Annotated in this window: 22 protein-coding genes; 13 read left to right on the top strand and 9 right to left on the bottom strand. The window is 64.5% G+C overall.

The annotated features are described in order from the left end of the window. Positions 1-42 precede the first annotated feature (42 nt). The 9 genes from I6F28_RS04095 to I6F28_RS04135 all read left to right on the top strand — a co-directional run bounded on the left by I6F28_RS04095 (position 43) and on the right by I6F28_RS04135 (position 8,733). Positions 43-183: a hypothetical protein gene (locus I6F28_RS04095; RefSeq protein ID WP_162130831.1), complete on the top strand. Its 141-nt coding sequence runs from the start codon at positions 43-45 to the stop codon at positions 181-183. Positions 184-305: 122 nt separating this feature from the next. Further along, complete coding sequence (locus tag I6F28_RS04100; protein WP_225139313.1) at positions 306-830, top strand: A24 family peptidase; 525 nt, start codon at positions 306-308, stop codon at positions 828-830. Between the two features lie 129 nt (positions 831-959). Continuing rightward, positions 960-1,757, top strand: coding sequence for a Flp pilus assembly protein CpaB (cpaB, locus tag I6F28_RS04105; protein WP_036021604.1), 798 nt, complete (start codon positions 960-962; stop codon positions 1,755-1,757). Beyond that, complete coding sequence (locus I6F28_RS04110; RefSeq protein ID WP_225139314.1) at positions 1,754-3,244, top strand: type II and III secretion system protein family protein; 1,491 nt, start codon at positions 1,754-1,756, stop codon at positions 3,242-3,244. The genes cpaB and I6F28_RS04110 overlap by 4 nt, the downstream gene beginning before the upstream one ends. A gap of 20 nt (positions 3,245-3,264) precedes the next feature. Continuing rightward, on the top strand, positions 3,265-3,999 hold the full coding sequence (locus I6F28_RS04115; protein WP_225139315.1) for a CpaD family pilus assembly protein: 735 nt from the start codon (positions 3,265-3,267) through the stop codon (positions 3,997-3,999). After that, positions 3,996-5,264: a CpaE/TadZ family protein gene (locus I6F28_RS04120; RefSeq protein ID WP_225139316.1), complete on the top strand. Its 1,269-nt coding sequence runs from the start codon at positions 3,996-3,998 to the stop codon at positions 5,262-5,264. Before I6F28_RS04115 ends, I6F28_RS04120 begins: the two co-directional genes overlap by 4 nt. 21 nt (positions 5,265-5,285) lie before the next feature. Beyond that, positions 5,286-6,755 (top strand): TadA family conjugal transfer-associated ATPase, encoded by a 1,470-nt coding sequence (locus I6F28_RS04125; protein WP_036036829.1) that lies wholly within the window; start codon positions 5,286-5,288, stop codon positions 6,753-6,755. Between the two features lie 16 nt (positions 6,756-6,771). Continuing rightward, a complete protein-coding gene (locus I6F28_RS04130) occupies positions 6,772-7,749 on the top strand; it encodes a type II secretion system F family protein (RefSeq protein ID WP_057028159.1) in 978 nt (325 codons plus the stop codon). A 9-nt stretch (positions 7,750-7,758) separates the two neighbouring features. Continuing rightward, on the top strand, positions 7,759-8,733 hold the full coding sequence (locus I6F28_RS04135) for a type II secretion system F family protein (RefSeq protein ID WP_036021591.1): 975 nt from the start codon (positions 7,759-7,761) through the stop codon (positions 8,731-8,733). Between the two features lie 48 nt (positions 8,734-8,781). Here the strand turns inward: I6F28_RS04135 and I6F28_RS04140 are convergent, their stop codons facing one another. After that, positions 8,782-9,609 carry a tetratricopeptide repeat protein gene (locus I6F28_RS04140; protein ID WP_036021589.1) on the bottom strand — a complete coding sequence of 276 codons (828 nt, stop codon included), beginning with the start codon at positions 9,607-9,609 and terminating at the stop codon, positions 8,782-8,784. 96 nt (positions 9,610-9,705) lie between these two features. Further along, the gene (locus I6F28_RS04145) at positions 9,706-11,211 is read right to left on the bottom strand and encodes a metallophosphoesterase family protein (protein ID WP_225139317.1); all 1,506 of its coding nucleotides are present in this window, start codon (positions 11,209-11,211) and stop codon (positions 9,706-9,708) included. 450 nt (positions 11,212-11,661) lie between these two features. Here I6F28_RS04145 and I6F28_RS04150 point away from each other — a divergent pair, with 450 nt between their 5' ends. Beyond that, entirely contained in the window at positions 11,662-13,035 is a 1,374-nt protein-coding gene (locus I6F28_RS04150) for a leucyl aminopeptidase family protein (protein WP_225139318.1), read from the top strand. After that, on the top strand, positions 13,028-13,882 hold the full coding sequence (locus I6F28_RS04155; protein ID WP_225139319.1) for a C40 family peptidase: 855 nt from the start codon (positions 13,028-13,030) through the stop codon (positions 13,880-13,882). The genes I6F28_RS04150 and I6F28_RS04155 overlap by 8 nt, the downstream gene beginning before the upstream one ends. Before the next feature lie 7 nt (positions 13,883-13,889). Here the strand turns inward: I6F28_RS04155 and I6F28_RS04160 are convergent, their stop codons facing one another. The 6 genes from I6F28_RS04160 to I6F28_RS04185 form a co-directional block, all read right to left on the bottom strand. Next, complete coding sequence (locus I6F28_RS04160; protein ID WP_036021581.1) at positions 13,890-15,527, bottom strand: ABC transporter ATP-binding protein; 1,638 nt, start codon at positions 15,525-15,527, stop codon at positions 13,890-13,892. A gap of 4 nt (positions 15,528-15,531) precedes the next feature. Then, positions 15,532-16,710: an ABC transporter permease gene (locus I6F28_RS04165; protein ID WP_225139320.1), complete on the bottom strand. Its 1,179-nt coding sequence runs from the start codon at positions 16,708-16,710 to the stop codon at positions 15,532-15,534. Continuing rightward, positions 16,710-17,819 (bottom strand): microcin C ABC transporter permease YejB, encoded by a 1,110-nt coding sequence (locus I6F28_RS04170; protein ID WP_035998032.1) that lies wholly within the window; start codon positions 17,817-17,819, stop codon positions 16,710-16,712. The genes I6F28_RS04165 and I6F28_RS04170 overlap by 1 nt, the downstream gene beginning before the upstream one ends. Before the next feature lie 2 nt (positions 17,820-17,821). Beyond that, the gene (locus I6F28_RS04175; protein WP_225139321.1) at positions 17,822-19,708 is read right to left on the bottom strand and encodes an extracellular solute-binding protein; all 1,887 of its coding nucleotides are present in this window, start codon (positions 19,706-19,708) and stop codon (positions 17,822-17,824) included. A gap of 14 nt (positions 19,709-19,722) precedes the next feature. Continuing rightward, positions 19,723-21,636: an extracellular solute-binding protein gene (locus I6F28_RS04180; protein WP_225139322.1), complete on the bottom strand. Its 1,914-nt coding sequence runs from the start codon at positions 21,634-21,636 to the stop codon at positions 19,723-19,725. Between the two features lie 209 nt (positions 21,637-21,845). Then, positions 21,846-22,397 carry a c-type cytochrome gene (locus I6F28_RS04185; RefSeq protein WP_035998026.1) on the bottom strand — a complete coding sequence of 184 codons (552 nt, stop codon included), beginning with the start codon at positions 22,395-22,397 and terminating at the stop codon, positions 21,846-21,848. Positions 22,398-22,628: 231 nt separating this feature from the next. Between I6F28_RS04185 and I6F28_RS04190 the strand changes: the two genes are divergently transcribed. Together I6F28_RS04190 and I6F28_RS04195 are read left to right on the top strand one after the other, a co-directional pair. After that, positions 22,629-23,369 carry a 3-deoxy-manno-octulosonate cytidylyltransferase gene (locus I6F28_RS04190; protein WP_035998024.1) on the top strand — a complete coding sequence of 247 codons (741 nt, stop codon included), beginning with the start codon at positions 22,629-22,631 and terminating at the stop codon, positions 23,367-23,369. Between the two features lie 21 nt (positions 23,370-23,390). Then, complete coding sequence (locus I6F28_RS04195) at positions 23,391-24,248, top strand: prephenate dehydratase (protein WP_035998021.1); 858 nt, start codon at positions 23,391-23,393, stop codon at positions 24,246-24,248. Positions 24,249-24,433: 185 nt separating this feature from the next. Here the strand turns inward: I6F28_RS04195 and I6F28_RS04200 are convergent, their stop codons facing one another. After that, positions 24,434-25,447: an LLM class flavin-dependent oxidoreductase gene (locus tag I6F28_RS04200; RefSeq protein WP_036021573.1), complete on the bottom strand. Its 1,014-nt coding sequence runs from the start codon at positions 25,445-25,447 to the stop codon at positions 24,434-24,436. Between the last annotated feature and the right edge of the window lie 241 nt (positions 25,448-25,688).

Here is a 25,688-nt window from a genome sequence, read left to right on the forward strand (position 1 = left end):
CCGGGGCGTTTGTTTTTCTGAAGACGGCGAGTTCCAGTGGCGTTGCACGAGTTCAGAACCGATGCCGCGGTCGCGGCGCACGAGGCGGAAGCGGCGCAGGCCGGCTCGTCGGTCTATTGGATCTGCCTTGCGCTGCTGGTTGCGACGGTCGCGCTCGCCGCACGTATTGCCAGCTTCTGGTGAAAGCGCGTTCGTCGGCCGAGGCCCCGGCGCGCCCGTGCCTCCGTTGTCGGTTTGTTTAGCATCGCGCGCTAGCATCGCCCGAAGCAGCTCCCGCGACAAACCCAGGCCTCAAGACGCAGCCCATGATTCTCGACTTTGCGCGCCTTCTGCTCTTCCCGGCCCTGATGGCGTTCGCCGCCGCGAGCGATCTCTTCACGATGACGATCTCGAACCGCGTATCGCTGGCGCTGGTGGCGGGCTTCTTCGCGCTCGCCCTCGCCGGGGGCATGGCACCTTACGAGATGCTGAGTCATGTCGGCGCCGGTGCGCTCGTTCTGGTCGTGGCCTTCACCTGCTTCGCCATGGGCTGGGTGGGCGGCGGCGACGCCAAGGTCGCTGCCTCCGTCGCGCTCTGGTTCGGCTTCCCACATCTGATGAACTTCCTGCTCTACGCCTCGCTGTTCGGCGGCGCGCTGACGCTGCTCCTGCTGCAGTTCCGGCAGTGGCCGCTGCCTTACGGGCTGGCAGGACAGGCCTGGCTCGCACGGCTGCACGCCAAGGAGAGCGGCATTCCCTACGGCATCGCGCTCGCGCTGAGCGCGCTGATGGTCTACCCGGAGACCGAATGGGTGAAGACGATCGACCTCGCTCGCCTCGCGCTGCGCTGAACGCCCCGGGTAAACCCGGCGTTAAGGCGATTTAGATACGCCTCATTAACCATGCTTTGACGAATAGCTGGTCAACTGCCGATCACGGCGGCGGCAGCGTCGCGGCGTATTGTTGGAAAGTTGAAGCGTATGAATAGGGCACGCATTGTCGTCCTGACGGTCGCCATCTGCGCCGGCGGCGTCGCCGCGTACCTGGCGAGCGGCTCCGACAATTCTGCGCCGCCTCCGGTTCCGGTCGCACAGCTGCCGACCGTCGACGTCCTCGTGGCCAAGAACGACATCGGCCTCGGCCAGACCGTGAAGCCCGAAGACGTGCAATGGCAGACCTGGCCGACCGCGACCGCCAGCGCCACCTTCATCCGACGCAACGAGCGCCCCGACGGTGCGACCCAGGTGACCGGCTCGATCGCGCGCGCGCCTTTCATCCAGGGTGAGCCGATCCGCGACCAGAAGCTGGTCAAGGCCGAAGGTTCCGGCTTCATGGCGGCAATCCTGCCCACCGGCATGCGGGCGATCTCGACCGAGATCTCGCCGGAGACCGGCGCGGGCGGCTTCATCCTGCCCAACGACCGCGTCGACGTCCTGCTCACCCGCCGGCTCAAGAACCCGGATCAGAGCAGCGGCGCTCCCGACATCGTCACCTCCGAGATCATCCTGGCCAATATCCGGGTCCTGGCCATCGACCAGGCACCCAAGGAGAAGGACGGGCAGAACGCGGTGATCGGCAAGACCGTCACCCTCGAGCTCAATCCCGCGCAGACCGCAACGCTCTCCGCGGCGCGCCAGAGCGGCACGCTGTCGCTGGCGCTGCGCAGCATCGTCGACGTCAAGATGAGCGAGATCACGCTCGATGACTCCGCGCAGAAGCGCGACGGTGTCTCGATCATTCGCTACGGCATTCCAAGTCAGACGGCTAAGGCACGATGAAGACAGTCGACATCAAATACAGGGCAAATTCGGCGACGATGCGGACCTCACTGGTCCGCGCCCTGTCGTTTTCGGCCGCCCTCGCGCTGGCGCTCAACCCGGCGATCGCACCGGCGGTCGCCGCCGATTACCGCCCCGTGCCGCAGGCCGCGGCGGACGGCCAGATCAACGCGCGTTTCCTCTCGCTCGGCATCGGCAAGTCGGTCGTGATCGACCTGCCGCGCGACATCAAGGACGTGCTGGTCGCCGATCCCAAGATCGCCAATGCGGTGGTCCGCTCCGCACAGCGCGCCTATATCATCGGCGCCGCGGTCGGCCAGACCAATATCGTGTTCTTCGATTCCGCCGGGCAGCAGATTGCGGCGTACGACATCGCGGTGAAGCGCGACCTCAACGGCGTGCGGGCCGCACTGAAGCAGGTTCTGCCCAACTCAGACATCCAGATCGACGGCCTGGGCGACGGTATCGTCCTGTCCGGCACGGCCGCCAACCCTATGGAGGCGCAACAGGCCAACGAGCTCGCTGCGCGCCTGGCCGGCGGCGTCGACAAGGTGGTGAACTCGATCGTGGTGCGCGGCCGCGACCAAGTCATGCTCAAGGTGACCGTTGCCGAAGTCGCGCGCACGATCGTCAAGCAGCTCGGTATCGACCTCACCGCCAACCTCAACTACGGCACATCGGTGGTGAGCTTCAGCAACTCCAACCCGTTCACGGCCCTCGGCCGTAATCTGGTGGATGGCAACAATCTCACTGCGAGTTTCGGCGCGACGCCTTCGGTGCAGGCGACCCTGCGTGCGATGGAGAGCGCGGGCGTGATCAGGACGCTTGCCGAGCCGAACCTGACCGCGATCTCCGGAGAGTCCGCCACCTTCCTCGCCGGCGGCGAATTTCCGGTGCCCGCAGGCTATTCGTGCGATCCCGTCACACGCGTCTGTACCACTCAGATCAGCTTCAAGAAGTTCGGCATCTCACTCAACTTTACGCCTGTGGTCCTGAGCGAAGGCAAGATCAGCTTGCGGGTGATGACCGAGGTCTCCGAACTGTCCAATGAGAATGCGATCACGCTGTCGCAGGCGGTGACCTCGAACACGGTCAACTCGCTGACGGTACCCTCAATCAAGACACGCCGCGCAGAGACTTCGCTGGAAATTCCGTCCGGCGGCGCGATGGCGATGGCCGGCCTGATCCAGCAGCAGACCAAGCAAGCTGTCAACGGAATGCCGGGGCTGATGCAGCTCCCGATCCTCGGCACGCTGTTCCGCAGCCGCGACTTCGTCAACAATGCAACCGAGTTGGTCGTGATCGTGACGCCCTATGTGGTCCGCGCGGTGGCGCCGAAGGACCTGTCGCGGCCGGATGACGGCTTCGCCCCGCCTGCGGATCCGCAGGCGCAGCTGATCGGCAATATCAACCGGATCTACGGCGTGCCGGGCCGGACCGAACCGGCCAAGAACTACCGCGGCACCTACGGCTTCATTACCGACTGAGGCGGAACGGGGATTTCACGATGATCACGAGACCACCCCAGCTTCGCAAGCGCGCCATCAGCCTCGGTGGCGCGCTCATCGGCCTCGCGCTCGCGGTCGGGGGCTGCCAGCACGACGACGTCCTCACGGCGTCCATTCCCGACGACTACAAGCAGCGCCATCCGATCGCGGTCGAGGAGCAGAATCGCTCGATCGTCGTCTTCGTGGGTCATGCCCGCGGCGGATTAACCGCGGCCCAACGCGCTGACGTGATGGGCGTGGCATCGGCGTGGTTGCAAGAAGGCACCGGCGCGATTCGCATCGACGTGCCTTCCAATACGCCCAATGCTCGCCCGGTCGCCGATACGATGCGTGAGATCCAGGCGATGCTGGCGGCGGCAGGCGTTCCGCCGCGCGGCGTCAGCCTTCACCCCTACCAGCCGCAAGACAAGCGCTTCCTCCCCCCGATCCGGCTCACCTATTCCAGGATTGCCGCAGTCGCCGGTCCCTGCGGCCTGTGGCCGGAAGACATCGGACCCTCGATGAAGAACAAGCGCTGGTTCGAGAACAAGGACTATTACAATTACGGCTGCGCTTATCAGCGCAACCTCGCGGCCATGGTCGACAATCCGTCGGATCTTGAGCAGCCGCGGCCCGAAACTCCGTCATACACGCCGCGGCGCATCACCGGGTTCGAGAAGTATCGCAAGGGAACGACGACGGCGACCACCTATCCCGAGGCCGACAGGGCCAAACTCAGCGACACCGGCAAATGATCAGTTACGCGCGCCAGACACACGAAGAGCAGCCGGCAGCAGCTCCTCCGCCGGTCGAGGAGCATATTGCGCCCGCGCCGCGCGTCTCGGTTCAGGCCTTCTGCGAAACCGTGGAGACGGCCGCCGCGGTGCAGTCGGCCGGCGAGGATCGCCGTCTCGGCAAGGCTCACCTGAAGATCCAGATGGGCGGCATGGCGGCCGCGATCGAAGCCTACCGCTCGGCTCCCACGCCGAACGTGATCGTGCTCGAGAGCGACGGTCGCAACGACCTGCTGGGCGGACTCGACCAGCTCGCCACTGTCTGCGATGCCGGCACCCGCGTGGTGGTGATCGGCCGCATCAACGACGTCACGCTCTATCGCGAGCTGGTGCGCCGCGGCGTCAGCGATTACGTGCTCGCGCCGGTCGGCGCGATCGACGTCGTACGCTCGATCTGCAACCTGTTCTCGGCCCCCGAAGCCAAGGCAGTCGGCCGCATCATCGCCGTGGTCGGAGCCAAGGGTGGCGTCGGGGCTTCGACCATCTCGCACAACGTCGCGTGGGCGATCGCGCGAGACCTCGCGATGGACGCCGTCGTCGCCGATCTCGACCTCGCCTTCGGCACGGCCGGGCTCGACTACAACCAGGATCCGCCGCAGGGTATCGCCGACGCCGTGTTCTCGCCTGACCGCGTCGACACCGCGTTCATCGACCGCCTGCTGTCAAAATGCACCGACCATCTCAGCCTGCTGGCGGCGCCTGCGACGCTCGACCGGGTCTATGATTTCGGCACTGACGCTTTCGATGCCGTATTCGACACGCTGCGCTCCACCATGCCATGCATCGTGCTCGACGTTCCGCATCAATGGTCGGGCTGGACCAAGCGCGCCTTGATCGGGGCGGACGACATCCTGATCGTGGCCGCCCCGGACCTCGCCAATCTGCGCAATACCAAGAACCTGTTCGATCTGTTGAAGGCCGCCCGCCCCAATGACCGGCCGCCGCTCTACTGCCTGAACCAGGTCGGCGTGCCGAAACGGCCCGAGATCGCCGCCGCGGAGTTCGCCAAGGCGATCGAGAGCCAGCCGGTCGTCTCGATCCCGTTCGAGCCGCAGATCTTCGGCTCGGCGGCCAACAACGGCCAGATGATTGCGGAGATCTCCGCCCATCACAGGTCGATCGAGATGTTCCTGCAGATCGCCCAACGCCTGACCGGCCGCAGCGAGACCAAGAAGCAAAAGTCGTCCCTGCTTTCACCTCTGATTGAGAAGTTGCGGGGAAGATAAGCCGCCGCATGGAGTTGTTAAGTGTTCGGTAAGCGTAGCGGAACAGACACCGACCTTCGGGCGCCCAAGCCCGGCGCCGTGTCGCTCGAGCCTGCCCCGGCTCAGGCGCCGACGGTGTCGCGCGCTCCGCCTCCGCCGGCCGTCGCCTCGCCGCCGCTTGCGCCCGCCAAGGCTCCGCCGCCTCCGACCATGGAGAGCCGGCGTTCGGACAATTATTACGAGGTCAAGGCGACCATCTTCGGCGCGCTGATCGAGGCCATCGACCTCGCCCAGCTCGCCAAGCTCGATTCGGAGTCCGCGCGCGAGGAAATCCGCGACATCGTCAACGAGATCATCGCGATCAAGAACATCGTGATGTCGATCGCCGAGCAGGAGGAGCTGCTCGACGACATCTGCAACGACGTCCTCGGTTACGGCCCGCTCGAGCCGCTATTGTCGCGCGACGACATCGCCGACATCATGGTCAATGGCGCCAACACCGTCTACATCGAGGTCGGCGGCAAGATCCAGCGTACCGGCATCCGCTTCCGCGACAACCAGCAGCTTCTCAACATCTGCCAGCGCATCGTCAGCCAGGTCGGCCGGCGCGTCGACGAATCCTCGCCGATCTGCGACGCGCGCCTCGCCGACGGCTCCCGTGTCAACGCCATCGTGCCGCCGCTGTCGATCGACGGCCCCGCGCTCACCATCCGCAAATTCAAGAAAGACAAGCTGACGCTGGATCAGCTTGTCAAGTTCGGCGCGATCACGCCGGAAGGCGCCGAGATCCTTCAGATCATCGGCCGCGTCCGCTGCAACGTGCTGATTTCCGGCGGTACCGGCTCGGGCAAGACGACCCTGCTCAACTGCCTCACCAACTACATCGAGCACGACGAGCGCGTCATCACCTGCGAGGACGCCGCCGAGCTCCAGCTGCAGCAGCCTCACGTGGTGCGGCTGGAAACCCGTCCGCCCAACATCGAGGGCGAGGGCCAGGTCACGATGCGCGAATTGGTGCGCAACTGCCTGCGTATGCGTCCCGAACGCATCATCGTCGGCGAGGTCCGCGGACCCGAAGCCTTCGACCTGCTGCAGGCCATGAACACCGGCCATGACGGCTCGATGGGCACGCTGCACGCCAACAACCCGCGCGAGGCGCTGTCGCGCTGCGAATCCATGATCACGATGGGCGGCTTTTCCCTTCCGTCGCGAACAATTCGCGAGATGATCTGCGCCTCGATCGACGTCATCATCCAGGCCGCGCGCCTGCGCGACGGCTCCCGCCGCATCACCCACATCACCGAGGTGATGGGCATGGAAGGTGACACCATCATCACCCAGGACATCTTCCTCTACGACATGGTCGGCGAGGACGCCAACGGCAAGATCATCGGCCGGCACCGCTCAACCGGCATCGGCCGTCCGAAGTTCTGGGAACGCGCCCGTTATTACGGCGAGGAGAAGCGCCTCGCCGCGGCGCTCGACGCGGCGGAAGTCGCGCCGAAGACGTGAGCAGATTGGCAGCGCCATGAACATGCAGGTCCTCGCCCTCGCCTTCCTCGCCACCGCAGCAGTTGGTGGCATCGCCTGGGTATTCCTCTATCCGGTGCTGTCTGGGGAGCGAAAGGCGGAAAGCCGCCGTGCCTCGGTCGCGCGCGCCGAAGCGCCCACGGCCCGGCAGGCCGAGAAAACCCAGCGCTCTCGCCGCGAGCAGGTCGAGTCCACGCTGAAGGACCTCGAGGCGCGGCGCGCCCAGGAGAAGAGCGCTCCGCTCAGCGTCCGCCTGTCGCAGGCCGGGCTCGACTGGACGCCGCAGAAGTTCTGGACCGTGTCCGCCGTGGTGGCCGGCGTTTTTTTCGCGGCCGCTATGTTCGCGGGCGGGGGCCTGATCGGCGCCGCCGGTCTTGCCTTTGCCGGCGGCTTCGGCCTGCCGCGCTGGGCACTCGGCTTCCTCAAGAAGCGTCGCGAAACCAAGTTCCTGGCTGCACTGCCCGACGCGGTCGACGTGATCGTCCGCGGCATCAAGGCAGGCCTGCCCTTGTTCGAATCGATCAAGGTCGTAGCCGCCGATTCGCCCGAGCCGCTGCGCAGCGAGTTTCTGGCCATCATCGAGACGCAGGCGATCGGCATGCCGCTGGGCGAGGCCTGCGCGCGGCTTTACGAGCGCATGCCGCTGCCGGAAGCCAATTTCTTCGGGATCGTGGTGTCGATCCAGCAGAAATCGGGCGGCAACCTCTCCGAAGCGCTCGGTAACCTCTCCAAGGTGCTGCGCGACCGCAAGAAGATGAAGGAAAAGATCCAGGCGATGTCGATGGAAGCCAAGGCCTCGGCCGGCATCATCGGCTCGCTGCCGCCGATCGTGATGTTCCTGGTCTATCTCACGACGCCGCAATACATCTCGGTGCTTTGGACTCATCCCACCGGCCAGCTGATGCTGGTCGGCTGCGTCGTCTGGATGTCGATCGGCATCCTGGTGATGAAGAAGATGATCAACTTCGATTTCTGACGGTGTCGCATGGTCGAATTCCTCGTCTCGAAACTGCACGACGTCCGTTTCATGACCATGCTGCTCGCGGCGATCGCCGCGAGCGCCACCGTCTATACGCTGGTGATGCCGTTGTTCGCCGGCGAGGGCCTCTCCAAGCGCATGAAGGCGGTGGCGAGCGAGCGTGAACGCATCCGGCAGCGCGAGCGTGAGCGTCTCAACAAGAGCGAGAAGGTTTCACTGCGCCAGACGCCGAAGCAACTCGTCTCCAAGGTGGTCGAGGACTTCAACCTGACCAAGTGGCTCGCGCAGGAGGCTGCGCGGGACAAGCTCATCATGGCGGGTTACCGCGGCCAGGCGCCCTACATCACCTTCCTGTTTGCCCGCATGGTCGCCCCGATCGTGTTCTTGATCGGCTCGGCCCTCTACGTGTTCGTGATCGGAAACATGCAACAGGCGATGCCGATCAAGATCGGCATCTGTATCGGCGCCGCCTATCTCGGCCTCCAGGCGCCGATGCTGTTCCTCAGGAACGCGATCTCCAAGCGCCAGCTCTCGATCAAGCGTGCGTTTCCCGACGCGCTCGATTTGCTCCTGATCTGCATCGAATCGGGCATGTCGGTCGAGATGGCATTCCGGAAAGTTGCGACCGAAATCGTGGGCCAGTCGATCGCGCTGTCGGAGGAGTTCACCCTGACCACGGCCGAGCTGTCCTACCTGCAGGATCGCAAGGTCGCCTATGAGAACCTGGCACGGCGCACCGGGCTCGAGGGCGTCAAGTCGGTGTGTCTGGCGCTGCAACAGGCGGAACGATACGGCACTCCGCTCGGCCATTCCCTGCGCGTCATGGCGCAGGAAAATCGCGACATGCGCATGAACGAGGCCGAGAAGAAGGCGGCCGCGCTGCCGCCGAAGCTCACGGTGCCGATGATCCTGTTTTTCCTGCCTGTGCTGTTCGTGGTCATTCTCGGACCCACCGCCATCAAGGTCACCGAGATGCAATGAGCCGGGCTGGACCGTACGGTCCGCCACCAAGGCCAGGAAGTCAGATGATCAGCCGGGCTGGCTCAGCGAAGCGACCGGCGTCCGCTTCGGCGCGCCGCGCGGGGCCTCGCTACGGCTCAGCATCTCCTTGAGATAGGCGACATTGGCCGCAGCTTGGTCCGGCGGCAGGTCCGCCTTGACGATGGTCTCCGCCTCCGCGAAGCGGCCCTGCAGGCCGACGACCAGGCCGAGGTTCTGCCGGACCCGGGCGCTGGCACGCGGCGAGGCATGCGCCTGCCGCAGCGCCTCTTCCGCCTTCGGCAGCTCTTTCGACAGCATGTAGGACAGGCCGAGGTTGGAGAGCACGCCGGGATCACCCGGTGCGATCTTGAGCGCGCTCGCGTAATAGGATCGCGCCTCCTCATGACGGCCCATCTGGTCGAGCGCGGTGCCCTGCACGGAGAGCAGGCGCCAGTCCGGATTGTCGGGCGAATGCGCCTTCGACAGCACGTCGAAGGCCTGCTGGAAATTGCCGTTGTCGGCGAGTGCGCGGCCGTACTGGGCAAGCAGCGCCTTGTTGCCGGGGTTGGCGATGGTCGCCTGCTCGAGCACGGCGGCGGCCTGGGCGCGCTGGCCGTTGGCGCGCAAGGCCTGTCCATAGGCGAGCGCGGCGTCGGCATCTTTGGGATTGGCGCGGTAGCGCTCGCCATAGGCTTCGACCGCACGCGCCGGATCGGTGGGCGCGCGGTCGGCGGAGGCCGCGTCCGCCCGGGGGCCGACCGAGCCCGTCACCTCCGAGAGCTTCGACATCGCCGTGCAGCCGCCGAGGCTCATCGCCACCGTCGCGACCAGCGACGTCGAAGCAAGTAGCCGGGTAAGCCTGATCCGTTGACGCATGACGCTTTGACTCTCGAGCTGCTCGATCGAGCCGAACGTGTCAGCAGTAGAATGTTAACCCTAACGGCCGGTTAACAGCGCTCAGACGCGCTTCTCTCACGCCGGCGATGGTTGCGGCGGCGCTTTGCCGCCGAGGCCGAGATCGGGGCCGAGCGCCTGCACCTGCTGATCCAGCTCCAGCAGCAGTTGCAGCCTCTGCCGCCCCCGCCGCTGAACGTCGACACCTTCAGAAGGCAGCCGCGGCACCTGACGCAGGAAGTCGTTACAATTGATCAGGCCTCTCCCGTAGAGCTCATCGAGCTGAGCGCGATCGATGCCGAGCACGTCAGCGGATTGCTCGATCAATCGGCCGAGCAACGTTTTCACCGCGGCGAGCGCGTCGCTGTCGAATCCCGGCCGGGATCTCGCGGCCTTACGCTCGAGCTCCGCCCAGGCATGGGCCGAGACCATGTAGGTGTAGAGCGCTATCGCCCAGTTCGGCTCCGCCTCATCGTAAAAGCTGCCACGCATGAACAGCCGGCGGACGATCGCCGCGACCTGGTCGCGTTTCAGTGTGCGGGACGAGGCCGCCTCGATCGCCGACTGGACGGCCGGATCGCGGGAAAAATCCCGCCCCGCCGGCAGCCTGATGACGCCGCCCGGCAGGTTGGAATCGAGCGGCCTGAAGGCCGCATCGTTGCGGAGCCTCGTATAGCGGGTGATCGCGAAGCGGTGCTCGTTGCGGCCGGCATGGGACGCGGGGCCGAAATGGACGAGGTTGAAACCGGCATCGTCGCCGGCTTGCCCGGTCGAGGACGGACAGGAGAGCACGTAGATCGTGCGCCAGAACGCCTCACCGCTCTCGCTCGACGTCGCACGCGGATCGGGGATGGAATAGCGGGTCAGCCCCTCGACATGGCGATGACCGTGCAGAACCAGATCGACGTTGAGCGAGGTGGCGGCCTCGAGAAAGGTCGCGGGTGCGGCGAGATACATCAGCGGCTCGTCCGGCATGCCTAGAAAGCGCTTTCCTTCGCCGGTGGCCTGCGGCAGTGGGTGATGGTGCAGGGCCAGCACACGAACCAGATTTTCCGCCGGCTCGGCGTAGTCGGCGCGCCCGGCCGAACCGATGCTTCCCGCGACCTCGGCGCTCAGCCGGGCGGAATCGGCGACCATCGCCTTGTAAGCGCTCTCGTCGATCTTGCCGCTCGCGAGCGCCTTCAAGTTGGCGCGATTGGAATCGAGCAGCACCAGGTCGAGGCCTGCCTGACGGTAATAGACATTCTTCGCGGTCCGCGGCAGGTGCAGGTAGTCGTAGGCGTCGTGACGGCCCGCACGCTGGTTCGGCCGCTTGACGTCGTGATTGCCTGCCACGGCTTGGATGTCGGTGAACAGCCCCGTCTGCCGGAAGCATGCGATGACGGCGAGCGCCTCGTCGAACGCGCGCGGCGTTGGGTCGTCCACCAGATCGCCCGTGATCAGCAGGATGCGATCGGGAACATTCGCGGCAGCCGCCATCTTCTCGCAAATCGCGGCCCTGAGCGTCTCGATGGCCGGAAGCAGCCGGCCCGACCCGTCCAGATGCAGGTCGGAAATCTGCGCAACAACGAACGATCTATCCATTTTGCGCCGCTCATCTGCATATTCTGCGCCGCCCAAACAATGAGAAAAATGCTTCGACGAGCAGATTCAGCCGTATCGATCCAACCTGGGCAGGCACCATGCCGCCGCGTGTCTGCGTTCGGGTTCATGCAGAACAAGCGACACAATCTAAAATGTTCGTCGATAATGCCACAACCGAAGCGCTAGTAAAGCCCTGGGGCCGTGGCGTTGCGAACGGCAGCTCTCGGCGTGAGATACGAGATTTGTCCGCGGACGGTTTCGTCGCGCCCGGTCGATACTCGATGGCAAGCCGCTCGCGGATCTCGTCGAGCGCATCGAACCGCATGCCCACCTTGCGGCGAGTAGCGGCTCGCTAAACGGTGACGGCAAAGCCGATTGCAGCGGCGGCCAAACTCTGCGAAGTCTCGTCCGTTCGCATGACTCGCCTGAACTGACGATCCGGACCCGCCAATGCCTTCTGTCTTCGAGACGTCATCCACCGCCACCCCGATCACCTTCGTCACCAAATCGAGCTGGGATCAGGTCGCCGAAACGCTGCCGCCGGCGCAACGCCAGTTCGCGCGTGCCAGCGCCTTCGCCGCCAAGCCGGGCAGCTATCTGGCGCTGCCCGCGACCGACGGCACCATTGCGCAGGTGCTGTTCGGGCTCGAGGAAGAGGATGCAAGATCGCGCGACCTGTTTCGGCCCGGCGCCCTGCCCGGCCTCTTGCCGCCCGGCACCTATCGGTTTGCCAATGCACCGCACGATGCGCGGCTGGCCGCGCTCGCCTTCGCATTGGGTTGCTACCGCTTTGCCCGCTACCGCAAGGCAGATCGCCCCGAGATCCGGCTGGTGCCGCCTGACAGTGTCGACGCGGCCGAGATCGAGCGGATTGCCGATGCGGCAATGCTCGCGCGCGACCTCATCAACACGCCGTCCAACGACATGGGCCCGGATGAGCTCGCCGCAGCCGCGCAAGCGCTCGCCGCCGAGTTCGGCGCGAGCTTTTCCTGCACCGTCGGCGAGGAGCTGGCGAAGAACTTTCCGCTGATCCACGCCGTCGGCATGGCCTCCAGCCGCGCGCCACGGCTGATCGACATCGTCTGGGGCGATCCTGATCATCCCAAGGTGACGCTGGTCGGCAAGGGCGTCTGTTTCGACACCGGTGGGCTCGACCTGAAGCCGTCGAGCGGCATGCTGATCATGAAGAAGGACATGGGCGGCGCAGCCAACGTGCTGGCGCTGGCGCGCATGGTGATGGATGCGAAGCTGAAGGTGCGGCTGCGCGTGCTGATTCCGGCGGTGGAGAACGCCGTCGCCGGCAATGCCTTCCGTCCGCTCGATATCTTCACCTCGCGCAAAGGGATCACCGTCGAGATCGGCAACACCGACGCCGAAGGCCGCCTCGTGCTCGCCGACGCGCTGGCTCTGGCCGACGAGGAGGAGCCCGATCTGCTGATCGACCTGGGCACGCTGACCGGCGCCGCCCGCGTCGCGCTGGGGCCGGATCTGCCGCCGTTCTACACCCATGATGAGACGCTGGCTGCCGACCTCGCGCGCTGCGCGATGAGGGAGAACGATCCGTTGTGGCGCATGCCGCTGTGGCCGCCCTACGATGCCTGGCTGGACTCCAAGGCCGCCACCATCACCAATGCACCCTCGGGCGGTTTCGCCGGCTCGATCACCTGCGCGCTGTTCCTGCAACGCTTCGTCGAGCACGCCAAGAGCTGGCTCCATGTCGACATCTATGGCTGGACGCCGTCGGCGAAGCCGGCGCGGCCCGAGGGCGGCGAATGCCAGGCCGCACGCGCCATCTACGCACTGCTGAGCGAGCGCTATGCCTGATCCAGGACACGACCCGAGGCTGACGCCGGCGCGGGGCGACCTTGCCGCCAAATATCTCGAAGGCAAGGTCGAGGCGCAGCGCTTCGTCGAGGGTGACGAGTTCGAGGTCGTCGAGCCGATCGCGCCCATACGCGAGCAGCCGTCCTCGAACGCGACGTTGATGACCGAAGCGCTGCGCGGCGAACGCGTCACCATCTACGACCGCAACGGCGAGGGTTGGGCCTGGGGCCAGCTCAGTAGCGATGGCTATGTCGGCTGGCTCCCGGATGCGGCGCTCGCAAAGCCGTCGGCCGCCCCAACGCACGTGGTCGGCGCACTGCGGACGTTTGCGTTCCCCGGCCCCTCGATCAAGCTGCCGCCGGCCGACACGCTCGTGATGGGATCGAAGCTTGCCGTGGCGCGCGAGGACGGCAGCTTCGCCGTGACGCACGACGGCAGATATCTGCCGAGAACGCATCTCATCCCGCTCGATCATCGCGAGCCGGATTTCGTCGCGGTGGCCGAGCGCTTCGTCGGCACGCCCTATCTCTGGGGCGGCAAGAGCAGCTTTGGCATCGATTGCTCCGGCCTCGTCCAGGTCTCGCTGACATCAGCCGGGATCGGCTGCCCGCGCGACAGCGACATGCAGCTCGCCGGTCTCGGCCGCACGCTGGAGCCGCATGAGCGGAGCAGCTCGCAGCGCGGCGATCTGATCTTCTGGAAAGGTCATGTCGCCATCGTGCGCGACGCCACCACCATGGTTCACGCCAATGCGCATCACATGGCAACGGTGATCGAGCCGATCGAGCCGGCGATCGCGCGGATCAAGGCGGCTGGCAGCGAGGTCGTCGCGATCAAGCGGCTCTGACGGAGCGCTACGTCGCCACCGCCCCGTTCCCGGCCGTCTCCAGCCGAAACGCGGCCGCGAACAGCGCTCGGGTGTAATCCGTCTTCGGATTCCTGAACAATTCGGCCGCCTGCCCCTCCTCGACCACCTTGCCGCCGCGCATCACGATGAGGTGGCTGGCGAGCGAGGCGACGACACGCAAATCGTGCGAAATGAACATGTAGGTGAGCTCGCGCTTGCGCTGGAGCTCGCGCAACAGATCGACCATCTGCGCCTGGAACAGCATGTCGAGCGCGCTGGTCGGCTCGTCCAGCACGACGAAATCAGGCTCCAGCACGATCGCGCGCGCGATCGAGATGCGCTGACGCTGGCCGCCGGAGAATTCGTGCGGATAGCGGAAGCGCGTCTCCGGATTGAGTCCGACATCCTCGAGTGCCTTGACCACGCGCGCCTCGCGTTCCTCGCGCGAGAGCGCCGGCTGATGCACGGACAGGCCCTCGGCGATGATGTCGGCGACCGACATGCGCGGTGAGAGCGAGCCGAACGGATCCTGAAACACGATCTGCATGTCGCGCCGGAAGGGACGCATCTCCTTGAAGCGCAGGCCCTGGATGTCGTTCCCTAAGAACACGATGCGTCCGTTCGAGGAGATCAGCCGCAGCAGCGCCAGCCCCAGCGTGGTCTTGCCCGAGCCGGATTCGCCGACCACGCCGAGCGTCTCGCCCTTGCGTACGGCGACACTGACCCCATCGACCGCCTTGATGTGACCGACCGTTTTGCGCATCAGGCCGCGCTTGATCGGGAACCAGACTTTTAGGTCATTGGCCGACATCACCACCGGCGCATTCGGCTGCGGCGGCGCCGGATCGGGCTTGGGCTCCGCCGCGAGCAGGTCGCGTGTATAGGGATGTTTCGGGGTCTTGAAGACCTGCTCGACCGGACCCTGCTCGACGATCACGCCCCCCTTCATGACACAGACGGTGTCGGCAATGCGGCGCACGATGCCGAGATCGTGGGTGATGAACAGCAGGCTCATGCCGAGCCGCGCGCGGATCTCGGCGAGCAGCGCCAGGATCTGCGCCTGCACGGTGACGTCGAGCGCCGTGGTCGGCTCGTCCGCGATCAGAAGGTCCGGCTCGTTGGCGAGCGCCATCGCGATCATCACACGCTGGCGCTGGCCGCCGGAGAGCTGGTGCGGATAGCTGTTCAGCCGCGTCTCTGGATCGGGAATGCCGACCTGGGTCAAGAGCTCCAGCGTCCGCTTGCGGGCCTGCGCATTGCTGGTCGGATTGTGCAGCTGGATGATCTCGCCGATCTGCGCCTCGATCGTGTGCAGCGGATTGAGCGAGGTCATCGGCTCCTGGAAGATGATGGAGATGTCGCTGCCCCTGATCTCCCGCATCTGCTGCTCGGACTGGTCGATCAACTCCTGGCCCTTGAAGCGGATGCTGCCGGAGGGATGGGAGGCATTCGGATACGGCAGCAGCTTCAGGATCGAGAGTGCGCTGACCGACTTGCCGGAGCCGGACTCGCCGACCAGCGCGACGCATTCGCCGCGCTTGATCTGGAACGAGACCTTGTCGACCGCAAGCGTGGTGGCGCCGCCCTGGTGAAAGGCCACCGAGAGGTCGCGAACGGCGAGCAGGGGCTGGTTGATCGCATCCATGGCCTTACCTGAACGTCTTGCGCGGGTCGAAGGCGTCGCGCACGGCTTCACCGATGAAGATCAACAGCGAGAGCATGATCGCGACCGAGAAGAAGCCGGAGAAGCCGAGCCACGGTGCCTGCACATTGGCCTTGGCCTGCGAGAGCAATTCGCCGAGCGAGGGCGATCCCGGTGGCAGGCCGAAGCCGAGGAAATCGAGCGCCGTCAGCGTCATCACCGAGCTCGAAACGATGAACGGCAGGAACGTCATGGTCGCGACCATCGCGTTAGGGAGCAGGTGGCGGAACATGATCAGAGGATTGGAGACGCCGAGCGCACGTGCCGCCTGGACGTATTCGAAATTGCGCCCGCGCAGGAATTCGGCCCGCACGAGGCCAACCAGCGAGACCCAGGAGAACAGCAGCAAGATGCCGAGTAGCACGAAGAAACCGGGCACCAGCACCGAGGACAGGATCAGGAGAAGATACAGCGATGGAATCGCGGTCCAGATCTCGATGAAACGCTGGAAGATCAGATCGACCCAACCGCCGAAATAGCCCTGCACCGCACCCGCCGCGATGCCGATGACCGACGAAACGATGGTGAGGCAAAGGCCGAACAGCACCGAGATGCGGAAGCCGTAGATCAGCCGCGCCACCACGTCGCGGCCCTGATCGTCGGTGCCGAGCCAATTGTATTCGAGATCGCGGCAGCTCTTCAGTCCCTTCTTCTCCACCACCGGCTTGCACTGCTTCTCCGTCAGCATCCAGGTCGGCGGCGACGGCGCCGGCGTCGGCAGATCGAGATTGTGGGTATCGTAGGAGTAACGGATCAGCGGCCAGACGATGCTGCCGCCCTTCTCCTTGATCAGCTTCTGCAAGTAGGGGTCACGATAGTCGGCCGCCGTCTCGAAATCGCCGCCGAACGTCGTCTCCGAATAGGTGACGAAAGCCGGCCAATAGAGACGGCCATCGAACTTGATCAGGAAGGGCCGATCGTTCGCGATCAGCTCGGCGAACAGCGAGATCACGAACAGGCCGATGAAGATCCAGAACGACCAGTAGCCGCGGTGGTTCGCCTTGAAGTTCTGCCACCGCCGCCGGTTAAGCGGCGATGGAGCGAACGGCTTGCCCGTGATCGGAACGGCATCGCCGAGCGGCGACTTCGCTGTGGTCTCGATCGGCGTCGGCGCGGTGATCGTCATCAGACCTCCCGCGCTTCGAAATCGATCCGGGGGTCGATCCACATATAGGTCAGGTCGGAGATCAGGTTGATCACGAGGCCGACCAGCGAGAAGATGTAGAGCGTGCCGAACACCACGGGATAGTCGCGATTGAGAACGCTCTCGAAGCTGAGCAGTCCGAGCCCGTCCAGCGAGAAGATGGTCTCGATCAGCAGCGAGCCGGAAAAGAAGGCGTGGATGAAAGTGCCGGGGAAGCCGGCGATCACGATCAGCATCGCGTTGCGGAAGACGTGGCCATAGAGCACCCGGTTCTCGCTGCAGCCCTTGGCGCGGGCGGTCATGACGTATTGCTTGCGGATCTCATCCAGGAACGAATTCTTGGTCAGGAACGTCATGGTGGTGAAGGCACCTAGCCCCATGGCGATAAGTGGCAACGTCAGATGCCAGAAATAATCGATGATCTTCCAATACCAGGGAAACTGCGACCAGCCGTCCGAGGTCAGTCCGCGCAGCGGGAACCAGTTGAAGAAGGAGCCGCCGGCAAACAGGATGATGAGGAGAATGGCGAACAGAAAACCGGGGATGGCATAGCCGAGCACGAGCACCGTCGAGGTCCAGGTGTCGAACCGCGCCCCGTCGTTCACGGCCTTGCGAATGCCGAGCGGGATCGAGATCAGGTAGGTCAGAAGTGTTAGCCAGAGGCCAAGCGAGATCGAGACCGGCAGCTTTTCCTTGATGAGCTGCAGAACGCTGACGTCGCGAAAATAGCTCTTGCCGAAATCGAAGCGGGCGAAGTTCCACACCATCAGCAGGAAGCGTTCCGGCGCGGGCTTGTCGAAGCCGAACTGCACTTCCAGCTTCTTGATGAAATCGGGGTCGAGGCCCTGTGCGCCGCGATATTTCGAGTTGACGGAATCGCCGCCGGCACCGACCTGTCCCGGCGCGCGCTGCGCAAAATCACTGCCGCCGGAAATACGCGAGGTGCCGCCGGTGTCGGCGCCCGAGAGTTGCGCGATCACGCGCTCAACCGGGCCGCCGGGCGCGAATTGCACCACGACGAAGGACACGAAGAGGATCCCAAGCAGGGTCGGAATCATTAGCAGGAGGCGGCGGGCGATATAGGCGCTCATGGCTATTTTGCCTGCTCGAGCTTGGCCGCCTTGGCGGGCTCATACCACCAGATGTCGGGCGCGCCGACGCCGTTGGCATAACGCGGCAACCTCGGTGGATGGCCGAACTGGTCCCAATAGGCCAGCCGGTGCGTCTTGTTGTACCATTGCGGGACCCAATAGCGGCCGGCGCGGAACAGGCGATCGAAGGCGCGGCAGGCGACGGTCAGCTCTTCGCGGCTGTCGGCCGCCATGATCTTCTCGATCATGGCGTCGATCGCCGGACTGGCGACGCCAGCCAGATTGTACGAGCCCTTGGTGTTTGCGACCTGCGAGGAGAAGAACGCGCGCATGGCATCGCCTGGCGTCGCCGACATGCTGAAGCGCTGAATGGTCATGTCGAAATCGAAATCTTCCTGCCGGGCCTTGTGCTGTACGGCATCGACGAGGCGCACGCTCGCTTCGATCCCAAGCGTCGCGAGATTCTTGATGTAAGGCGCGTGGTGCGGCTGGAACGAGGGCTCGTCCAGCAGGAACTCGATCTTGAACAATTCGCCGTTCGGCAGCACCCGCTTGCCGTCCTTGATGGGCACGCCGGCCTCGGTGAGCAATTGCTGCGCCTTGCGGAGCAGGCTGCGGTCCTGTCCGGAGCCGTCGGAGGCCGGCGGCGTGAATGGCGCCGCGAACACTTCGTCAGGAACCTGGCCGCGAAACGGCTCCAGCAGCTTCAGCTCTTCCGGCGAAGGCGGCGCATTGCCGGCCATCAGGTCCGAGTTCTGGAACGGCGACACCGTACGAGCGTAAGCGCCGTACATGATTGTCTTGTTGGTCCATTCGAAATCGAAAGCGTTGATCAGGGCCTCGCGCACGCGGGGGTCTTTGAATTTGTCGCGCCGCGTATTGATGAACCAGCCTTGCGCGCCGGAGGGCGTATCGTCGGGCACGACCTCCATCTTGACTCGGCCTTCCTTCACGGCCGGGAAGTCATAGCGCGTCGCCCAGATGCGCGAAGTGAACTCCTCGCGATAAAGATAGCTCTTGCCGGTAAAGCCCTCGAAGGCGACGTCACGATCGCGGTAGAATTCATAGCGGACCACATCGAAATTGTAGCTGCCGCGGCAGGGCGGCAGATCAGCGGCCCACCAGTCCTTCACACGCTCGAACTCGATGTAGCGATTGACCTCGAACCTGCCGACCCTGTACGGGCCCGAGCCGAGCGGAATCTCCAGCGACGATTCTTCGAACGGGCGGGAGGCGTAGTACGCCTTCGAGAAGATCGGCAGGCTGGCGACATAGAGCGGCACGTCGCGTGCACGTCCCTTGGCGAAGGTGACGACGAGCGTCGCATCGTCGAGGGCTTCGGCACTGACCATGTCGCGCATCTGCACGGTGATCAGCGGATGCCCCTTGGTCTTCAGAGTCGTCAGCGAATAGGCTGCATCGTGGGCGGTGAGCCTGGTCCCGTCGTGGAATTTCGCCTCGGGTCGCATCGCGAAGCGGTAGACCAGCTTGTCCGGCGATATCTGCACGGATTTGGCCGCCAACCCGTACATTGCGTCGGGCTCGTCAGCTGCGCGGATCATCAGCGGCGAGAACGTCATACCCATACCTTGTGCGCCGTCGCCTTTCAGGATGAAGGCGTTGAGCGAGTTGAAGGTCTGGTAGGACTGATTGTAGGCCCGCACCGACGGGATTAGCGAGAACGTGCCGCCTTTCGGCGCGTCGACATTGACGTAATCGAAATGACGGAAGTCGGCGGGATATTTGAGATCGCCGAATGCCGACATGCCGTGCGCCTCGGTCGCCGCTTCCGATGCTCGCGCGCTGCGCAGCAGCGGCGCGCCGACGGACGCCCCGAGGGCGCCGCCAACACCCAGGACCAGCACATGGCGGCGTGACATCTGCGTCATGCGGGGATTGTCCTTCACGATTTCTTTGCGATCCGTGCCGCCTTGTCTGCGTCGTACCACCAGATGAACGGGAAGCCGGACAGACCATACCTGGGCAATTCCGTCGGCCGGCCGAAGCGATCCCAGCGCGCGGTGCGCACCTTGTTGTAGGTCCATTGCGGCACGACGTAGTGATTCCACAGCAGCACGCGGTCGAGGGCCTTGGTGGCCGCGACGAGATCGTCGCGATCAGTGGCGTAGATCACCCGCTCGATCAGCTTGTCGATGGCCGGATTCTTGATGCCGGCGATGTTGCGCGACCCGGCGATGTCGGCCGATTTGGAGGACCAGAACTCGCGCTGCTCGTTGCCCGGCGATTGTGACTCGCCCCAGGAGTTCGTCACGATGTCGAAGTCCCACTCGCGCGTCCTGTTCTCATACTGGGTCGGATCGACCGTCCGAACGCTCACCGCAATGCCGAGCCGCTCCAGCGACGGCTTGTAGAACAGCGTAATTCGTTCGAAGCTGGGATCCGAGTTGAGCAATTCCAGCGAGAACTGCGCACCGGTCTTGACGTCGACCAGCTTGCGATCTCGCACCTCGTAGCCGGCTTCCTTGAACAGGCGCAGCGCCTCACGCAAATTGTCGCGCACCGCCTCCGGACTACCCCCGACCGGATTGGTGTAGGGCGTCGTGAAGACCTCGGGCGGTACCTGGGCGCGGACGGTCTCGAGAATTTCGAGCTCCTTACCCTGCGGCAATCCCGTTGCCATCAGCTCCTCGATGCCGTCGAAATAGCTGCTGATGCGCTTGTACTGACCGTAGAAGATCTGCTTGTTCATCTCCTCGAAGTCGAACGCGTAGTTGAGCGCACGACGCACGCGCGGATCGCTGAACTTGGCGCGGCGCAGGTTCGGCACGAAGGCCTGCATCACGCCCGAGCTGCGATTGACGAATTCCTCGAGGATCACCCGCTTTTCGGTCACGGCCGGGAAATCATAGGCGGTCGCCCAACTCTTCGCGCTGTTCTCGGTGCGCCAATCGACCTGGTCGGCCTTGAAGGCCTCGATCGCAACGGTGCCGTCGCGAAAATATTCGTAGCGCAGCTCATCGAAATTATTGCGGCCCACATTGATGGGAAGATCGCGGCCCCAATAGTCCTTGACGCGCTCCAGCGCGATCGAGCGTCCTGCGACGAATTCCTTGACCTTGTAGGGGCCCGAGCCAAGCGGCATTTCGAGCGTTGTGGTGGAGATGTCGCGCTTGCGGCCCTGCGCGTCCGTCCCCTCCCACCAATGTTTCGGAAGGACGATCAGCTGTCCCACGATCAGCGGCAGCTCGCGGTTGCCGGGTGCGTCGAACACGAACTTCACGTCACGCTCGCCGACCTTCTCGGCCTTCACCACATGGCTGTAATAGGCCGAGTACATCGGATGGTTCTTCTTGAAGGAATCGAGCGAGAAGATCACGTCCTCCGGCGTAACAGGCTTGCCGTCATGCCATTTCGCCTGCGGGCGCAGGCGATAGGTGACGAAGGAAAAATCGTCGGGATGGCTGACCGCTTCGGCCAGCGCGCCGTATTCGGTCGAGACCTCGTCGAGCGACTGCGTCAGGAGCGATTCATAGATGAACGCGACGGCACCGGCGACCTGGCCCTTCACACCGGAGACGACGATGTTGAAATTGTCGAACGTGCCGACGGCGATCTGGCGCGCGACACCGCCTTTGGGGGCGTCCGGATTGACGTAGTCGAAGCGCTTGAAGTCGGCGGGGTACTTGACCTTTCCGAACAGCGACAGCGCGTGGCGCCAAGGCAACCCGCCGGAAGGCAGCTCAGTTGCTGATTGCGCATGCGCCACGCCGACGGGAACGCCCGCGACGGAGCCAAGGGCTGGAAGCGCTGCGGCTGCAGTGCCGGTGAGCAGGAGATCGCGTCGGGTAATGGCCAAATCAACATCCCTGTCTTGAAGGAGGCTACTCCTTTAAGTTCCCAATATAGGCGAGGTTTCGACCGAATATGTTGCTTTTTCCTCATCTTGGAAGCCCGGCCGGCCTATCGGATGCGGCCAAACGCCCCGATAACGTCGCCGCGAGGCCCGGATAAGGAAACGGCCAGACTTTTCAGCCTGGCCGTATTCGAGCGCCGGTTCTTGGGACCTTATTTTGACGCCGTCGGCAGCGGCTGAGGTTTCTCCGACTGCGAATTCAGATAGGCGATGATATCGGCACGCTCGGAATCCTTGGCAACACCGGCAAAGCCCATCGCGGTGCCCGGAATGAAGCCCTTCGGATTGGCGAGGAACTTGTTGAGGTCGTCGAAGCTCCAGTTGCCACCCTTAGCCTTGATGGCTGCCGAGAAGTTGAAGCCACCACGGCCCTGGCCCTTGGGCTCGCCAACGACGCCATAGAGGTTCGGACCGACCCGGTTCGGGCCGCCCTTCTCGAAGGTGTGGCAGGCGCCACACTTCTTGGCGGCCGCGGCGCCCTTCTCGACGGAGGCGGTTTGGAGCAGCTTTTCGATCGGTTCGGACGGTGCGGCGGCGGCGCCCTCCTTGCCGGAGCCGGCATCTTGCTTGACCGCGATCTCGAAGCCCGGCTTTTCCGGCATCTTGGGAGAGAACAGCGCGCTCGCGGTGAAGCTCGTCACCAGCAGGAAGAGACAGGTGCCGAACACGGCGCCGAGAATCTTGTTGAGTTCGAAAGAGTCCATTTCCGGCCAGGCCCCACCGCAAGAAGGAAACAGCGGCCCGGATGGCCGCAGGACGAGCCTCGGAGAATCAAACGTTCCTTATTGTTTCCCCGAGTTTTGCCATTGAGATATCGGTTTGCCCGGGGTCTGGCAACCCGTATAAGCGACCCGGCTTCAGGCCCGTCCCCATCCCATGTCCCGGTGCGGAAAACGCTCCGTTTTCAGGCTCTTGACCTCAGACCTTTGAACCCGATGATCGATCCCCGCATCCTGGTGCTGATCCCGGCTCGCATGGCCGCCACCCGCCTGCCCGGCAAGCCGCTCGCCGATATCGCGGGATTGCCGATGATCGTGCATGTGCTGCGCCGTGCCGAGGCCGCCGCAATCGGCAGGGTCGCGGTGGCCACCGACACCGACGAGATCGCCTCGGTCGTGACCGCCCATGGCGGCGAGGCCGTGATGACCCGCGGCGACCACCCCTCCGGCTCGGACCGTATCCACGAGGCCATGCAGAAGCTCGATCCCGAGGGCAAGGCCGAGATCGTGGTCAATGTCCAGGGGGATTTCCCGACCATCACGATCGACAACATCCGCGAGGTGCTGCCGCCGCTGCAAGACCCGGCCGTGGACATCGCGACGCTGGCCTCGCGGATCCACACCGAGGAAGAGGATCTCGCCCCAAGCGTGGTGAAGGCGATCGGAACCTCGGTTGGCGGCAGGCGGATGCGCGCACTTTATTTCACCCGCGCGACCGCCCCGACCGGCGACGGACCGCGTTATCACCATATCGGCCTCTATGCCTTTCGCCGCGCCGCGCTGGAGCGCTACGTCTCTCTTCCGCCGTCTCCGCTGGAATTGCAGGAGAAGCTCGAGCAGCTCCGGGCGCTTGAGGCCGGAATGCGCATCGATTTCACCATCGTCGACACCGTGCCCCGCGGGGTCGATACGCCGGCGGACCTCGAGACCGCGCGCAGCATCCTTTCCAAATCCTGAGCCGCTGCTACAAGGCCGAGCATGAGCAAGATGAAGATCGCATTCCAGGGCGAGCCTGGCGCCAATTCCCACATCGCCATCGTCGAGGCCTATCCCGACGCCGAACCGATGCCCTGCGCCACATTCGAAGACGCGCTGTCGGCGATCTCGTCGGGCGAGGCCGATCTCGGCATGATCCCGATCGAGAATTCGGTCGCCGGCCGCGTCGCCGACATCCATCACCTCCTGCCGGCGTCCGGCCTCTTCATCGTCGGCGAATGGTTTCTGCCGGTCCGGCATCAGCTGATGGCCGTGAAGGGCACCAAGCTCGAAGACATCAAGAGCGTCGAGAGCCATGTGCATGCGCTCGGCCAGTGCCGGCGCATCATCCGCAAGCTCGGCATCAAGCCGATCGTGCATGCCGATACCGCCGGCAGCGCCCGCGACATCTCGGAGCGCAAGGACAAGACGGTGGCCGCGATCGCCTCGCGCCTTGCTGCAAAGATCTACGGTCTCGACATCCTCGCCGAGGACATCGAGGACGAGGCCCACAACACCACGCGCTTCGTGGTACTGGCGCGCGAGCCGAAATGGGCGCCCCAAGGCACCGGGCCGCTCGTCACGACCTTTGTTTTCCGGGTGCGCAATTTGCCGGCGGCGCTCTACAAGGCGCTCGGCGGCTTCGCCACCAACGGCGTCAACATGACCAAGCTCGAGAGCTACATGGTCGACGGCAATTTCTTCGCCACGCAGTTCTATGCCGACGTCGACGGCCATCCCGATGACAAGGGCCTCGCCTTCGCCATCGAGGAGCTGAAATTCTTCTCGCGCGAATTCCGCATCGTCGGCGTATATCCGGGCCATCCGTTCCGCGCCACGTTCAGCGAAGTGCAGGATTGATCCCTCACCCTCCCCTGGAGGGGTCCGGGACGAGCGCAGCTCGCCCGTGGGTCGCTACGCATGGAGCGCAGCGCAATGCGTAGCGGGGTGGGTGACGGTCTCTCCACGTCGAATACTGCCCGAGTGGAGAGATCACCCCGCTCGCGCTGCGCGCAATCGACCCGCCCCCTCCAGGGGAGGGTAAGCTACCCCGCCGCTCTGAGCCCGAATGCCTCCGCCAGCAGCGAATACGACTTCTTTCGCGCCGCGTGGTCATACACCGCCGTGATCACCATCAGCTCGTCCGGCTTGCTTGCGTAGATCAGCGGCTGCAGCTTCTTCTGCACCGTCGCGGGACTGCCGACGAACAGGCGCGAGCGGTTGCGCAGGATCGAGGTGCGCTCGGCGTCCGTATACGGATAGGCCATCGCCTCCTCGACGCTCGGCAGCGGCAGATATTGACCGCGGTCGCGGCGAAGACGGTTGAGGTCGAAGGACGAGGCGAGCCTTTCGGCCTCCTCGTCGGTATCGGCCGCAATGACGGCGACCGCGAGAATGGCATGTGGGCTCGCACGCCAGGCCGAGGGTTGAAAGCGATTGCGGTAATGCACCATCGCATCGATCGCGTCGTGGGACGCGAAATGATGGGCGAAGGCGAAGCCCATGCCGACCTGGGCGGCCAATTCCGAGGAATAATCGCTGGAGCCGAGCAGCCAGATAGGCGGCAGTCTGGTGTCGTCGGGCATTGCGACGACGTTGTTGTAGGGGTGCCCCGCGGGGAATTCGCGGGTCTCCCACAGGATCAACTCGTGCAGCCGCTCCAGGAAATCGTCGCCCTCGCGGCGGTCGAGCCGGCTCCTGAGCGCGTAAGCCGTCGCACCATCGGTGCCCGGCGCGCGGCCGAGACCGAGATCGATCCGGCCCGGAAATAGCGCCTCCAGCATCTTGAAGCGCTCAGCGACGACCAGCGGCGCATGGTTGGGCAGCATCACCCCGCCGGAACCGACGCGGAGGTGCTTCGTCACCGCCGCGATCTGGCCGATCATCAGGTCGGGCGCGGGGCTCGCGACGGAGGCGAGATTGTGATGCTCGGCGAGCCAGTAGCGGACATAGCCGAGGCCATCGACGTGACGCGCCAAATCGATGCTGTTGCGCAGCGCCGCGGCGGGCTTGGTGCCTGATGTGACGACGGAGAGGTCGAGGACGGAGAGCGGGATCATGGCGGCTTAACCTAATGGAGGCGGTCGCGGCGACAATGGGCAGGCTGCGCAGGCCTGACGTGTACGGACGGGCTGGCACGCCAGCGGCTGGAGTTGGGACAACCGCCGCTACTTTGCAGACGATTCTCATCTGCCCACCAAGAAAATCGTTCATAAAAGATGGCTTACGAAAGATAATATCTGAAAATTCAACACATTATGTCATGCAGCGCGCTTCCCACCCAAAACATGATTCGCAAGA

This window comes from Bradyrhizobium sp. NBAIM14 (assembly GCF_020193895.1).
In the GTDB taxonomy this organism is placed as follows: Bacteria; Pseudomonadota; Alphaproteobacteria; order Rhizobiales; family Xanthobacteraceae; genus Bradyrhizobium; species Bradyrhizobium yuanmingense.